This is a genomic window from Promicromonospora sp. NPDC057488 (assembly GCF_042802395.1).
Classification (GTDB): domain Bacteria; phylum Actinomycetota; class Actinomycetes; order Actinomycetales; family Cellulomonadaceae; genus Promicromonospora.
In genome coordinates this window covers 1-14,638 of sequence record NZ_JBHVEG010000030.1, presented here as the reverse complement: position 1 = coordinate 14,638, position 14,638 = coordinate 1, and the positions used below count along the sequence as shown (strand labels likewise).

Here is a 14,638-nt window from a genome sequence, read left to right as displayed (position 1 = left end):
CACCATGAGCACCACCGAGCACCGTCCGCCCGTCGGCCGTCCCGCCTCGCTGCAGCGGCCGATGATGATCTCCAAGATCCACCGCGCCACCGTGACGCAGGCGGACCTGCACTACGTCGGGTCCATCACCGTGGACGCCGACCTGCTCGACGCCGCCGACCTCGTGCCCGGCCAGCAGGTCGACGTGGTCGACGTGACCAACGGCGCCCGGCTGACCACCTACGTGATCCCCGGCGAGCCCGGCTCCGGGCAGATCTGCATCAACGGCGCGGCCGCCCACCTGGTCAGCCCGGGCGACGTCGTCATCCTCATCGGGTACGGCATGCTCTCGGACCACGACGCGCGCACGTTCCTGCCGCACGTCGTGTTCGTCGACGGGGACAACCGCATCGTCGAGATCAACGACGAGCCCGGCCACGTGCCCGACGGCTACGGGCTGGAGGAGAGCGGCCTGCCGATCGAGCCGTTCCAGCACGCGGGCCTGGTGCGCACGGCGTCGGGCCGGGCGTGAGCACCACGCCCGGACCGGGGCCGCGCCTGGCGCGGTCCCTCGCGGCCCCCGCGCCCGGCTGGACCGTCGAGGCCGACGCGATCGTCGTCGGCTCCGGGATCGCCGGCCTGACGGCGGCGCTCGAGCTGCGCACCCGCGTGCCCCGCGTGGTGCTCGTGACCAAGGGCGAGCTGTCCTCCGGCTCGACCGTGTGGGCGCAGGGCGGCATCGCCGCCGCGCTCGACCCGTCCGACTCGCCCGAGGCGCACCTGGCGGACACGTTGGCCGCCGGCGGCGGCCTGGCCGACCCCGAGGCCGTGCGGGTGCTGGTCACCGAGGGCCCGGAGCGCGTCCGCGAGCTCGTCGCGCGCGGCGCCGTCTTCGACAAGGCGGCCGACGGCGACATCGCGCTCACCCGCGAGGGCGGCCACCACGCCGACCGCATCGCGCACGCGGGCGGCGACGCCACCGGCGCGGAGATATCCCGGGCGCTGGTCGCGCAGATCGAGGCCGTGCGGCACGACCCGGGCATCGAGGTCGTGGAGAACGCGCTGGTGCTGGACGTGCTGACCACGGCGTCGGGCCGGGCCTGCGGCGCCACCCTGCACGTGCGGGGCACGGGCTCGCGCGACGGCGTCGGCGCGGTACTGGCCCCCGCCGTCGTGCTGGCCACGGGCGGGATCGGGCAGGTGTTCCGGTCGTCCACCAACCCGGCCGGCGCCACGGGCGACGGCATCGCCGCGGCCCTGAGGGCGGGCGCGGTGCTGGGCGACCTGGAGTTCGTCCAGTTCCACCCGACGGTGCTGTGGCTCGGGTCCGGCGCCAAGGGCCAGCTCCCGCTCATCTCGGAGGCCGTCCGCGGCGAGGGCGCACTGCTGCTCGACGTCACCGGGCACCGGTTCATGCCGGGCGTGCACGAGATGGCCGAGCTCGCCCCGCGGGACGTCGTCGCGCACGCGATCGTGCGGCAGCTCGCCGCGACCGGGGCCGACAACGTGCTGCTCGACGCCCGCCACCTGGGCCGGGAGTTCCTGCGCACCCGGTTCCCGACCATCAACGCGCGGCTGCTGCAGGCCGGCATCGACTGGTCCGAGGAGCCCGTGCCCGTGGCGCCCGCCCAGCACTACCACTCGGGCGGCGTGGTGACCGACCTCGACGGGCGGTCCTCGGTGGACGGGCTGTACGCGGTGGGCGAGGTCGCCTGCACCGGCGTGCACGGCGCCAACCGGCTCGCGTCGAACTCGCTGCTGGAGGGCATCGTGTTCGCCTCGCGCGCGGCGCGGGACATCGTGGCGCGGTTCGACGCGGGCGAGCTGAAGCAGGACCAGCCGGCCGAGCGGCCCGGCGGGTCCGCGCTGGTCGCGGCCGCCGCCCGGTCGCGGATCCAGAAGGTCACGTCCGCGGGGGCCGGCGTGATCCGCTCGGCCCGGTCCCTGGCCGAGGCCGACGAGCGCCTGGGCGCCGTCCGCTCCGACGCGCACCTCGCGGCCGAGGTGGTCGCCCAGCCCCAGGCCGCCGAGTGGGAGACCACCAACGTGCACATGGTGGCGCGGGCGCTGACCCGCGCGGCCTGGCTGCGCGAGGAGACCCGCGGCGGCCACTACCGCACGGACTTCCCGCGGCCGGACGACGCCTGGCGGCGCCGGGTGCGGGTGCGGCTGGACGGGGAGGGGGCGCTGACGGTCGTCTGACCTAGCATCAGCGGCATGGGCTGGGAATTCTGGATCGACCGGGGTGGCACCTTCACCGACGTCGTCGCGCGGCACCCGGACGGGGCGCTGACGACGCACAAGCTGCTCTCCGAGGACCCTGACCGATACGCCGATGCGGCAGTGGCCGGCATCCAGCGGGTCCTGACCACGGCAGGGCCAGCGGATACCCAGCCCGTGGACGCTGTCCGGATGGGCACCACGGTCGCGACCAACGCCCTGCTGGAGCGGGCGGGCGAACCCACAGTGCTGGTGATCACCCGAGGCTTCGGGGACGCCCTGCGTATCGCCTACCAGAACCGCCCGCGCATCTTCGACCGGCACATCGTCCTCCCCGAGCCCCTGTACTCGCGGGTCATCGAGGTCGACGAACGGATCGACACGACCGGCACCGTCCTGCGCGCGCCGGACCTCGACGCGCTGGCGGTCGAGCTCGACCAGGCATACCGCGACGGCTACCGAGCGGCCGCCGTCGTCTGCGTCCACGCCTATCTGTACCCGGACCACGAGCGTGCGATCGCCGAGCTGGCAACCCGGACCGGCTTCACCCAGGTCAGCCGCTCCGCCGAGGTGAGCCCGCTGGTCAAGCTGGTCCCGCGCGGCGACACGACAGTGGTCGACGCCTACCTCTCCCCGGTGCTGCGCCGCTACGTGGATCGAGTGGCGAGCGACCTGACCGGGGTGCCCCTCCAGTTCATGCAGTCGAACGGCGGGCTGACCGAGGCGCACCGGTTCCGCGGCAAGGACGCGATCCTGTCCGGCCCGGCCGGCGGGATCGTCGGCATGGTGCGGATGTCGGCGCTCGCGGGTCTCGATCACGTGATCGGATTCGACATGGGGGGCACTTCGACCGACGTCTCGCACTATGCGGGTGAGCTCGAGCGGGTCTTCGACACCGACGTCGCAGGGGTGCGGGTGCGCGCCCCGATGCTGGACATCCACACCGTCGCCGCGGGAGGCGGTTCCGTGCTGCACTTCGACGGCAGCCGGTACCGCGTCGGCCCCGACTCCGCGGGCGCCGTCCCGGGTCCGGCCTGCTATCGCGGCGGCGGTCCGCTGACGGTCACCGATGCGAACGTGCTGCTCGGCCGGATCCAGACGGACCACTTCCCGTCCGTGTTCGGCCCTCGGGGCGACCAGCCGCTCGATTCCGATGTCGTCCGGCGCAAGTTCGTCGAGCTCACGCAGGTCATCAGCGACGGCAGGTCGCCCGAGCAGGTCGCCGAGGGCTTCCTCGCAGTGGCCGTGGCGAACATGGCCGGTGCGGTCAAGCGGATCACAGTGCGCAAGGGGCACGACGTCACGCGGTACGCGCTGACGACGTTCGGCGGCGCGGGCGGGCAGCACGCGTGCGCGGTCGCTGATGCCCTGGGCATCGAGACGGTCCTGGTGCCCCCGATGGCGGGCGTGCTCTCAGCGCTGGGCATCGGTCTGGCCGACACCACGGTCATGCGCGAGCAGGCGGTCGAGACCCCGCTGGAGCCCGCGGCGCTGTCCGGGCTCGACGAGACCGCTGGCGCCCTGGAGGCCACCGCACGCGCGGACCTGGCGGAGCAAGGCGTGGCGGCGCACGCCGAGGTGGTCGTCAAGCGGCGGGTCCACCTGCGGTACGACGGCACCGATACCACCGTGGTGGTGCGGCTCGACCGTCTTGACGCGATGGTGGCCGAGTTCGAGGCCGCGCACCGGACCATGTACTCGTTCCTGCTGGACCGGGCGCTCGTCGTCGAGGCGATCTCCGTGGAGGCGGTCGCGCTCACGCCGCAACCCGACCTGTCCACGGCCGGCGCGGGGTTCGGTGGCGCCGTCCCCGAGGCGTCGGCGGAGACCGTCCGGGTCTTCGCGGGCGGTGCATGGAACGACTGCCCGCTGTACAGGCGGGAGAACCTGGCACCCGGACAGGTCGTGACCGGGCCGGCGGTCCTCGTGGAGGACAACGCCACCACGGTGGTCGAGCCGGGCTGGCGCGCCGAGGCGGCGGACACGGGTCACCTGGTCGTCCGCAGGGCCGAGCCGCGGGCCCGCGACGAGGTGTCCGCGGTCGCCGACCCGGTGCTCCTGGAGATCTTCAACAGCCTGTTCATGTCGATCGCGGAGCAGATGGGTTCGCGGCTGGAGGCCACGGCCCAGTCGGTGAACATCAAGGAGCGGCTCGACTTCTCGTGCGCGCTGTTCGACCCGGACGGCAACCTGGTGGCCAACGCGCCCCACATCCCGGTGCACCTCGGTTCGATGGGCACCTCCGTCAAGGAGGTGATCGCCCGCCGGCACGGGACGATGCGGCCCGGTGACACGTTCGCGGTCAACGATCCGTTCCACGGCGGGACCCACCTACCGGACATCACCGTGATCACACCGGTCTTCGCCGAGACCGGCGTCGGGCCCGACGAGATCCTGTACTACGTCGCCTCCCGCGGCCATCATGCCGAGATCGGCGGGATCGCCCCGGGTTCGATGCCCGCGAACAGCACGGACATCCACCAGGAGGGCGTGCTCCTCGACAACTGGCTGCTCGTCCAGGGCGGACGGTTCCGCGAGCCCGAGACGCGCGACCTGCTGGCCTCGGCGCGCCATCCCTCCCGAGGGATCGACACGAACCTCGCCGACCTGCGTGCCCAGGTGGCGGCGAACGCCAAGGGGGTCGAGGAGATCCGGGCGATGGTGGCCCGGTTCGGGCTCGACGTCGTCCAGGCCTACATGCGGCACGTCCAGGACAACGCCGCCGAGGCGGTGCGCCGCGTGATCGACACGCTGTCCGACGGCCGGGTCGAGTACCCGACCGACGGCGGCGCCACGATCGCCGTGGAGGTCAGGGTCGACCGGGCCGCCCGGCGGGCCACCATCGACTTCACCGGCACGTCCGACCAGCTCGCGACCAACTTCAACGCGCCGTCGTCCGTGGCCACCGCCGCGGTCCTGTACGTGTTCCGGACGCTGGTCGCCGACGACATCCCGCTCAACGACGGCTGTCTGCGGCCCCTGACCATCGTGATCCCGCCCGGCACCATGCTGTCCCCGCAGTACCCGGCCGCCGTGGTGGCCGGCAACGTCGAGACGAGCCAGGCGATCACAGGTGCGCTGTATGCGGCACTCGGCGTCCAGGCCGAAGGCTCAGGGACCATGAACAACCTGACGTTCGGTGATGCCACGCGCCAGTACTACGAGACGATCGCGTCCGGCTCGGGAGCGGGTGACGGGTTCGACGGGGCGTCGGCGGTCCAGACGCACATGACCAACTCACGCCTCACCGACCCAGAGGTCCTGGAGCTGAGGTTCCCGGTGCTGGTGCGGGACTTCTCGGTGCGGACGGGCTCGGGCGGCGCAGGCCGGTGGCACGGGGGCGACGGCGTGACGCGGGCCCTGGAGTTCCGCGAGCCGATGAGCGCCAGCCTGCTCACCGGCCACCGCCTCGTGCCGCCCTACGGCATGGCCGGGGGCGCCCCCGGAGCGCTCGGGAGCAACGGGGTGCGCCGGGCCGACGGCACCGTCGAGCACCTCGCCGGCTGCGACCGCGTCGAGCTCGGAGCAGGGGACGTGCTGATCATCGAGTCCCCGGGTGGGGGTGGCTACGGCGCCGCGTAGCGGCGTCAGCCGCGGACCCGGCGCCGGACCTCGGAGCTCAGCCGCCTCGCCAGCTTGCCCAGCGGTCGCGGCAGCACGGCCATGCGCTCCAGCAGGCGAGCGACGGCGCCCACCAGAAAGAGCCAGGCGAGGACGGCCGGCGCGGTGACTATCTGTGCGACCTCCGGCCACTGCCAGACGAAGAGGATGATTCCGGCACCGCCCAGGACCACTCCCAGGGCGAGCGTCCAGGAGACCACGGTCCCGATGACGATGACCGGGCCGAGTCGGGCACGCCTCGCCCGCTCGGACTCGACGGCCGTCTGGAGCGCGCGATTCCGCGCGGCGAGGGAGGCCGCATGGCGGTGGTCGTCGCCCGGGCTCCCCTGGGGGACATGGTCGAGCGCCGCCGCTGCGACGAGAGTGTCGAGCACCAGCGGGGCCACCGACTCCATCGCGGCAAGCGCCTGACCGTAACGGGCGGCGGCGCTCAGGTTGGCCTCCGAGGTCAGGATCTCCTGGTACTCGGTGCGCAGGCTCGCCACGGACCGCGCGATGGACTGCAGGTCGCCGGGATCCTGGCTGACCGCCGCGGTGGCCAGCGCCACCGTGGCCGTCCCTTCGTGGCTGAGCCAGACGTCGTCGTCCGCCGTGACCTTGCGCAAGGAGCTCACGAGCCGGGCCACGGTTCCACGGAGCACGGGAGCGGCGCCTTCGACGTCCAGGACCAGTACGAGGAACCCGACCCAGTCGAGCAGGCGCAGGATCTCGGGTGCGCTCAGCTCGGACCGGTCCAGCCCGTCCATGCCCTCGGCGAACGCGCGCACGTCCGCGCCGCTCGCCGCAGCCTCACAGCCGAGGAGCAGGACCGCCGAGAGCGCATCGCCCGGGGACAGCGCCCGGACCCGTGCGACGGCGTCGGCGGTCAGGCCCGCCCGGGCGCCGACCGCACACAGGATCTGGACGGTGGCCAGCGCCGACGAGATGGTCATGCCGTCGTAGAACAGCGACGGGAGCAGGGCGTGCAGCTCACGGTCGTGCCGCGGGTCCCACTGCTCGGTGCGCGTGGACGGGACCGTTCGGCAGTAGTAGCGGGCCGCGACCACGACGTTCCGGGTCGGGAACGGGTCGAGCGTGGGCCCGCGAAGCACTGCGGCCGGGTCGGCCGCGAAGAAGTCGCGTGCCAGGACGTGCTGCCGAGCACTGGCCCGTCCCGTGAACCGGACGGTCCCGGCGGCGTCGGTGGCCTGCGTGGCGAGCACCAGCCCGCCGTCACGGGTCGCTTCGATGAACCTGTCCGGGTCCGCCGTATCGCCCGCGGACACGACGTGGAGGGTAGGCCGGGCGCGCAGCCAGGACTCGGCCGGATCGCCGGGCCGGACCCGGTGCGCGTTCCGCAGGTGACCCAGCGTCGCGGCCAACGGGGTGTCGTCGCTCGACGGCCAGACGACGACCTCGGGGGTGCCGGCGCACGCGTACTCGATGCAGTTGGCGAGCAGCCCGACGGCCTCGTGCCAGTCCAGGGGCATCGCCGAGAGGACCACACGCCAGGGCACGTGTTCGGCGGAGACCGCGAGCAGCGGCTCGCCCTCAGCGCTCTCGACGACGGTCAGCAGCCCGGAGAGCGCCGACTGCGGGATCGAGAGCCACGACCCGAGGTCGCCGAGCTGGCCGGAGCTGCTCAGCTCCGCGTCCAGGTCGATGTCGAACGGGTACCGCACGATCGGACTGGCCGGCTCGGCGGTACGGGGCAGCGCCGAGGCCGCCCCACGGCGGTCGAACCGCAGCGGTGTGCCGTCCGGTGTCTCGAGGTGCAGGTCGGCAGTCGTGAACTGGTGCAGCAGAACGAGACCCCTGCCCCGCCGGAGGAACGCGGCGATCTCCGCGGCGTGCTCCCGGACAGCTGCCCCGACCCGCCCGTCGGGGTGCCGCAGCGCGTTGGAGGCGAAGACCACGGCGTCGTACCGCGACCGGCTCAGTGTCGCCAGGAGAGGGCCGCACTCGGCGTCCCGCACGACGTCCACGGCGACGGGCTTGCCGGCCGCGGTGAGCCTGGCGCTCGCGTCGACCACCGATCGCCCGTCGTCCGCGTGGTACTGGCGGGTCGATTCCAGGCCGTCCACGAGCAGGGCGATGCGCACGCCGCTCAGGCTAGCCGCTGACCTGGTCGGGGACCGGCTCAGACGCGTGGGACGGATACGGTGACCCGGTGAGCACCCTCCCCGTCTTCGCCACCCCCTCCACGGTCGTCCCGGGCCTCGACCCCGCCTGGGTCGCCGGCACCGTGCGCATCGCCCTCGACGAGGACCTGGGCACCGCCCCGGGCCGTGACGTGACCTCGCAGGCGACCATCCCGCCGTCGGCCACGGGGGTGGCCGACCTGGTGGCGCGCGAGGACGGCGTGCTCGCCGGCCTCGTGGTGGTGCAGGAGGTGCTGGACCAGGTCGCGGACCGGCTGGCGCTCCCGGCCCCGGAGGTCGTCTTCCACGCCCAGGACGGTGACGCCGTCGTCGCGGGCCAGGTCCTGGCGAGCCTGGCGGGCCGCACGCAGGTGCTGCTCGTGGCCGAGCGCACCCTGCTCAACCTGGCCAGCCGCGCGTCGGGCGTCGCGACGGCGACCCGGGCGTTCGCCCGCGAGCTGGAGGGCACGGGTGCCCAGGTGCTCGACACCCGCAAGACGACGCCGGGTCTGCGCGCCCTGCAGAAGTACGCGGTGCGCGCCGGGGGCGGCACCAACAAGCGCATGGGCCTGTACGACGTCGCCATGGTCAAGGACAACCACGTGGTCGCCGCCGGGTCGGTCGCGGCCGCGATCCGCGCCGTCCGCGAGATGTTCCCCGACGTCCAGATCCAGGTCGAGGCCGACACGACCGCCCAGGCGCTGGAGGCTCTGGCCTCGGGCGCGGACTTCCTGCTGCTCGACAACATGGAGCCGGCCCGCCTCGCGGAGACGGTCGCCGCCGTCCGCGAGCGGGAGGGGAAGGACGGCGTCCCGGCGCACGTCGAGCTCGAGGCCACCGGCAACCTGACGCTCGGCAGGGCGCGCGCGGTAGCCGCCGCGGGCGTGGACTTCCTCTCGGTGGGCGCCCTGACGCACAGCGCGCCCATCCTGGACCTGGCCCTCGACCTGCGGGCCTGATCCTTTTTCTCCGGGATTCCTGGATATCCGCCGGGTCCGGTGTGTCCAACCGGGCGGATAAAGAGAACTCGGCGGGTGATGCGCACCGATAGAATCGCATCCGTGACGACCGAGAACCCCGCTGCCTCCAGCGCCGCGACCCCGCCGACCGACGACCTGCCCGAGCAGCTGCGGATCCGGCGCGAGAAGCGTGAGCGCCTCCTGGCGCACGGCACCGAGGCGTACCCGGTCTCCGTCCCGGTCACCCACACCCTCGCGGAGGTCCGCGAGAAGTACGACCACCTCGAGGCGGGCCAGGAGACCGAGGACGTCGTCGGCGTCGCCGGCCGCGTCGTGTTCGTCCGCATCGGCGGCAAGCTCTGCTTCGTCACGCTGCAGGACGGCGAGGGCAACCGCCTCCAGGGCATGCTGAGCCTGGCCGCCCTGGGCGAGGAGGCGCTGGCCGCCTTCAAGACCGACGTCGACCTGGGCGACCACCTCTTCCTGCACGGCCACGTCGGCGCGTCGAAGCGCGGCGAGCTGAGCATCTTCGCCGACGAGTGGCGCATGGCGGCCAAGTCGCTGCGCCCGCTCCCGGTGCTGCACAAGGACCTGTCCGAGGAGGCGCGCGTCCGTCAGCGGTACGTGGACCTCATCGCGCGCCCCGCGGCCCGCGACATGGTGCGCCTGCGCTCCGGCGTGGTGCGTTCCCTGCGCGAGAACTTCTATCGCCGCAGCTTTCTCGAGGTCGAGACCCCGATGCTGCAGACCATTGCCTCGGGCGCCACGGCGCGGCCTTTCTCGACGCACATGAATGCGTACGACCTGGAGCTGTTCCTGCGCATCGCGCCGGAGATCTTCCTGAAGAAGGCGGTCGTCGGCGGGGTCGAGAGGGTTTTCGAGATCAACCGAAACTTCCGTAACGAGGGCGCGGACTCGTCGCACTCGCCGGAGTTCGCCATGCTCGAGGCGTACGAGGCCTACGGCGATTACAACACCATCGGCGCGCTCACCCAGGATCTGGTGCAGACCGCGGCGCAGGACGTTCTCGGCACCACCCTCGTGACCCTTCCGGACGGTTCGGAGTACGAGCTGGGCGGCGAATGGGCAAATCTGCGGATGTACGACTCGCTCTCCGAAAGCCTGGGCGAGGAGATCACCGCTGCCACGTCGGTCGAGGAACTCGAGAAGATCGCGGAGCGCCTCGATGTCGAGGTCGGCAACAAGAAGATCCTCAATCACGGAAAGCTCGTCGAGACGCTCTGGGAGCACCGGGTGGGCGACCACCTGACCGCGCCGACGTTCGTGCGGGATTTCCCGGTGGAGACCTCACCGCTCACGCGCGACCACCGCACGGAAAAGGGTCAGGTCGAGAAGTGGGACCTGTACGTGCGCGGCTTCGAGCTGGCCACGGGCTATTCCGAGCTCGTGGACCCCGTGATCCAGCGCCAGCGCTTCGAGGCGCAGGCCAGGATGGCCGCGGCGGGCGACGACGAGGCCATGCTGCTGGACGAGGATTTCCTGACGGCCATGGAATTCGCGATGCCCCCTTCGGGCGGAATGGGCATGGGGATCGACCGCCTGCTCATGGCGCTGACGGGCCAGGGAATCCGGGAGACCATCCTTTTCCCGCTGGTCAAGCCGCAAGCCTGAGATATCGACCGCCCAGATGAGTTTGTGAGGATCTTGTGATGGATACGACGCTTGCGGTGCTCGCCGGGCTCACGCCCTCAGTTGGCGTGGGTCTGCTGTTCTGGTTTGCGATGCGCAAGATCCTGCGGGCGGACCGGCACGAGCGTGAGGCACTCGAGCGAATGGATCGCGAGGCCATGGCGGCAGCGGCGGAAAACGCCAGGAATTCCGCTTCGCACTGATCCGCGCGGGCGAGATTATCGGGGTGGGCCTGCGGGATCAAATCCCCGCTCTTCACGTACCCGGGTGAAGTTTTCGTGATCGGTGTCACATGCCCATTATTGACATGTCAATATTGAGTGCGGCATGCTCGCGAACTAACCCCGGAATTTGTGGCGCGGAAGGGAAGTACCCGTATGGTTCAGAAGGTTCAGCTTGTTCTCGAAGACGACATCGATGGCGGTGCCGCCGACGAGACCGTGAACTTCGGCCTCGACGGCGTCTCCTACGAGATCGACCTCAATGCCGAGCACGCGGCCCAGCTGCGTGATTCGCTCGCTTCGTGGGTCGGCCACGCTCGCAAGGTGAAGTCCGCGGTCGCGCGGACCACCACCACGCGCCGGTCCCGCTCCGGAAGTGACACCGCCGCGGTCCGTGAATGGGCCAAGGCGAACGGCTACACGGTCAGCGACCGCGGCCGGATCGCGGCCGAGGTCCAGGACGCCTACGCGAAGGCGAACGGCTGACGCCGACGTACGCACGACGTTGGATTGCGCCCCGGCGCCCCTCGACGAGGGGCGGCCGGGGCGCCGTGCTTTTGCGGCAAGAGCACCCGTCCCACGTCATTAGGCTGATCGCATGAGCAACCCCACCATCGCCCTGTGGATCGGCACCTATCCGAAGTCCGACGCCGCACCGGGCACCGGTGAGGGCGTCTGGCGCGTCGGCATCGGCGCCGACGGACGGTTCGCCGGCGGCGAGCTCGCCGCCCCGGTCGCCTCGCCGTCGTTCCTCGCGCTCGACGCGGCGGGACGCACCCTCCTGGCGGTCACCGAGACCGAGCCGGGCACGCTCACCTCCTTCCGCGTGGCCGACGGCGGCGCGCTCGCCCCCGTGGCCACGGCCACCTCGGGCGGGTCGAGCCCGTGCCACGTCGTGGCGACGCCGGCCGCGGCCTGGGTCGCGAACTACGGCGACGGCGTGGCCGCCGTCGTGCCGCTGGCCGAGGACGGCGCCCTCGGCCAGCCGCGGACCTTCCCGCACGCGGGCACCGGGCCGGTGACCGACCGGCAGGAGGGGTCGCACGCCCACTTCGTGCACGTGTGGGGCGACCGCGTGCTCGTCGCCGACCTCGGCACCGACGAGCTCCGCACCTACCCGCTGGACGGCTCCGGCGCGGGCGAGGTCGCCGCCGTCCTGCCGCCCGGCACCGGCCCGCGCCACCTGGTCGAGCTGCCCGACGGCACGATCCTGCTCGCCGGCGAGCTGGACTGCCGCCTGCACGTCCTCGTCCCGGCAGGTCCGGGCCGGCTGGAGCACGTCGGCTCGGTGGCGATCACCGCCCGCACCATGGCCGACGGCGCCCCCGGGTACCCCTCGCACATCACGGTCGCGGGCGACCTGGTGCACGTGGGCGTCCGCGGGCCGGACGTCCTGTCGGTGCTCAGGGTGCGTGCCGCCGGTGCGGGGGACCGGGTGACCGGCCACCTGGCCATCGAGAACGTCGCCGACGTCGACCTCGGCGCGGGCGCCTGGCCCCGCCACCACGCGGTCCTGGCCGACGGCGAGCTCGTCGTCGTCGCGGCGCAGAACACCGACGAGCTGCTCGCGGTCCGGCTGGACCGCGCGTCGGGTCAGGGCGAGATCACCGACCGGCTGGAGCTGCCCGTGCCCGCGTGCGTCCTGGAGGCGTGATGCGCGACAGCCTGCCGCCCGATCTCGTCGAGCCGGACGCCGCCCGGCCGCTCCGGATCGCGATGGTCTCGGTGCACACGTCACCGCTGGAGCAGCCCGGGACGGGCGACGCCGGCGGCATGAACGTGTACGTGCTGGAGCTGTCCAAGGCGCTGGCCCGCCGCGGCGCGCAGGTGGAGATCTACACGCGGGCGACGTCGTCGGCCCAGCCCAAGGTGACCGACGCCGAACCCGGCGTCCGCGTCATCCACGTGGCCGCCGGGCCGTACGAGGGGCTGGACAAGAACGACCTGCCGGGGCAGCTCTGCGCCTTCGCCGCGGGCGTGCTGCGCGCCGAGGCGCACCGCCCCGAGGGCTGGTACGACGTGCTGCACACGCACTACTGGCTGTCGGGCCAGGTGGGCTGGATCGCGGCGGAACGCTGGGACGTGCCGCTGGTGCACACGATGCACACCATGGCGCGCGTCAAGAACGCGTCCCTCGCCCCGGGCGACGCGCCCGAGCCGCAGGGCCGGATCATCGGCGAGGAGCAGGTGGTCGCCGAGGCCGACGCCCTGGTCGCGAACACGGAGCAGGAGGCCGCCGACCTCGTGCGCGACTACCGGGCGGACCCCGCCCTGGTCCGCGTGGTGCAGCCGGGCGTGGACCTCGGGGTGTTCGCGCCGCCGCGGTGCGCGGCGGACCCCGCGGAGCGCGACCGGGAGCGGGCCGAGCTGCGGGAGCGCCTCGTGCTGCCCGCGGACCGCAAGATCGTGCTGTTCGCGGGCCGTGTGCAGCTGCTCAAGGGGCCCGACGTGCTGGTCCGGGCGCTGGGGGAGCGGGTGTGGTCCGAGGGCGACGGGCAGCCGCCGCTGCTCGTGGTGCTGGGCGGGGCGTCCGGGCGACCGACCGCCGTCCGCGAGCTCGAGGCGCTCGCCTACCAGGAGGGTGTGGCCGCCCACGTGCGCGTACGGCCCCCGGTGCCGCAGGGGACGCTGGCCGACTACTTCCGCGCCGCCGACCTGGTCGCGGTGCCGTCGCACAGCGAGTCGTTCGGCCTGGTCGCGGCCGAGGCCCAGGCCTCGGGCACGCCCGTGGTCGCGGCCGCGGTGGGCGGCCTGTGCACGGTCGTGGACGACGGCGTCTCCGGCGTGCTGGTGCCCGACCACGAGCCCGAGACGTGGGCCCTGGCGCTCAAGAGCCTCCTGGACGACGACGAGCTGCGCGCGCGGCTGGCCGCCGGTGCCCGGCACTCGGGCACCCGGTTCGGCTGGGACCGCGCGGCCGACGAGATGCTGGACGTGTACGAGCGGGCCCGCAAGCACCACGCCGAGGCCCGCCCGGCCTGAGGCCCGTCCGGCCCGGGCCCGCGCAGGTCCAGGGGCTGAGACCACTGCCTGCGGCTTCGTCGACGCCCCGGGAAGTGCGGCAGGATGGAGCCATGACCTACACCCTCGTGCTGCTCCGCCACGGCGAGAGCGAGTGGAACGCGAAGAACCTGTTCACCGGCTGGGTGGATGTCGCCCTCTCCGAGAAGGGCGTCGAGGAGGCCAAGCGCGGTGGCGCCCTCCTGAAGGAGGCCGGGGTGAACCCGGACGTGCTGCACACCTCGCTGCTGCGCCGCGCGATCATGACCGCGAACCTGGCGCTCGACGTCGCCGACCGCCACTGGATCCCGGTCAAGCGCAGCTGGCGCCTCAACGAGCGCCACTACGGCGCCCTGCAGGGCAAGGACAAGAAGCAGACGCTCGAGGAGTTCGGCGAGGAGCAGTTCATGCTCTGGCGCCGCTCGTACGACGTGCCGCCGCCGGAGATCGAGCTGGGCTCGGAGTTCAGCCAGGACGCCGACCCGCGCTACGCCGACGCCCCCGTCGTGCGCACGGAGGCCCTCAAGCTCGTGCTCGACCGCGCCCTGCCGTACTGGGAGAGCGAGATCGTCCCCGACCTCAAGGCCGGCAAGACCGTGCTGGTCGCCGCGCACGGCAACTCCCTGCGCGCGCTCGTGAAGCACCTCGACGGGGTCTCTGACGAGGCCATCGCCGGGCTGAACATCCCGACGGGCATCCCGCTGGTCTACGAGCTGGACGAGGAGACGCTCGCCCCGGTCAAGCCGGGCGGTACGTACCTCGACCCGGACGCCGCGAAGGACGCGATCGCCGCGGTCGCCAACCAGGGTCGCTGACCCGGTAGGACGACGAGAGGGTCCCGCCGGGCCCGGCCAGCGATGGCCGGGCC

Annotated in this window: 11 protein-coding genes; 10 read left to right on the top strand and 1 reads right to left on the bottom strand. The window is 72.8% G+C overall.

From position 1 onward, the window contains the following. Positions 1 to 4 precede the first annotated feature (4 nt). Genes panD through ACFU5G_RS08745 form a run of 3 tightly spaced genes read left to right on the top strand, consistent with a single transcriptional unit; the run spans position 5 to position 5,781 of the window. Positions 5 to 511 carry an aspartate 1-decarboxylase gene (panD, locus tag ACFU5G_RS08755; RefSeq protein WP_020017944.1) on the top strand — a complete coding sequence of 169 codons (507 nt, stop codon included), beginning with the start codon at positions 5 to 7 and terminating at the stop codon, positions 509 to 511. Beyond that, a complete protein-coding gene (locus ACFU5G_RS08750) occupies positions 508 to 2,181 on the top strand; it encodes an L-aspartate oxidase (protein ID WP_377242804.1) in 1,674 nt (557 codons plus the stop codon). Before panD ends, ACFU5G_RS08750 begins: the two co-directional genes overlap by 4 nt. 15 nt (positions 2,182 to 2,196) lie before the next feature. Beyond that, the gene (locus ACFU5G_RS08745; RefSeq protein ID WP_377242802.1) at positions 2,197 to 5,781 is read left to right on the top strand and encodes a hydantoinase B/oxoprolinase family protein; all 3,585 of its coding nucleotides are present in this window, start codon (positions 2,197 to 2,199) and stop codon (positions 5,779 to 5,781) included. Positions 5,782 to 5,786: 5 nt separating this feature from the next. On the opposite strand, the gene ACFU5G_RS08740 is transcribed toward ACFU5G_RS08745, so the two are convergent. Continuing rightward, positions 5,787 to 7,901 carry a hypothetical protein gene (locus ACFU5G_RS08740; RefSeq protein WP_377242800.1) on the bottom strand — a complete coding sequence of 705 codons (2,115 nt, stop codon included), beginning with the start codon at positions 7,899 to 7,901 and terminating at the stop codon, positions 5,787 to 5,789. A 68-nt stretch (positions 7,902 to 7,969) separates the two neighbouring features. On the opposite strand from ACFU5G_RS08740, the gene nadC reads away from it, so the two are divergent. The 7 genes from nadC to ACFU5G_RS08705 all read left to right on the top strand — a co-directional run bounded on the left by nadC (position 7,970) and on the right by ACFU5G_RS08705 (position 14,585). Then, positions 7,970 to 8,899 carry a carboxylating nicotinate-nucleotide diphosphorylase gene (gene nadC / locus ACFU5G_RS08735; protein ID WP_377242798.1) on the top strand — a complete coding sequence of 310 codons (930 nt, stop codon included), beginning with the start codon at positions 7,970 to 7,972 and terminating at the stop codon, positions 8,897 to 8,899. Between the two features lie 78 nt (positions 8,900 to 8,977). Next, entirely contained in the window at positions 8,978 to 10,531 is a 1,554-nt protein-coding gene (lysS, locus tag ACFU5G_RS08730) for a lysine--tRNA ligase (RefSeq protein WP_377242796.1), read from the top strand. A 38-nt stretch (positions 10,532 to 10,569) separates the two neighbouring features. Continuing rightward, a complete protein-coding gene (locus ACFU5G_RS08725) occupies positions 10,570 to 10,752 on the top strand; it encodes a hypothetical protein (protein ID WP_121386579.1) in 183 nt (60 codons plus the stop codon). Between the two features lie 174 nt (positions 10,753 to 10,926). Then, positions 10,927 to 11,256, top strand: coding sequence for an Lsr2 family protein (locus ACFU5G_RS08720; protein ID WP_020017955.1), 330 nt, complete (start codon positions 10,927 to 10,929; stop codon positions 11,254 to 11,256). Between the two features lie 112 nt (positions 11,257 to 11,368). After that, complete coding sequence (locus ACFU5G_RS08715; protein ID WP_377242794.1) at positions 11,369 to 12,424, top strand: lactonase family protein; 1,056 nt, start codon at positions 11,369 to 11,371, stop codon at positions 12,422 to 12,424. Then, positions 12,424 to 13,752, top strand: coding sequence for a D-inositol-3-phosphate glycosyltransferase (mshA, locus tag ACFU5G_RS08710; RefSeq protein WP_377242792.1), 1,329 nt, complete (start codon positions 12,424 to 12,426; stop codon positions 13,750 to 13,752). Before ACFU5G_RS08715 ends, mshA begins: the two co-directional genes overlap by 1 nt. Positions 13,753 to 13,844: 92 nt before the next feature. Further along, entirely contained in the window at positions 13,845 to 14,585 is a 741-nt protein-coding gene (locus ACFU5G_RS08705; protein ID WP_377242790.1) for a phosphoglyceromutase, read from the top strand. Positions 14,586 to 14,638 lie beyond the last annotated feature (53 nt).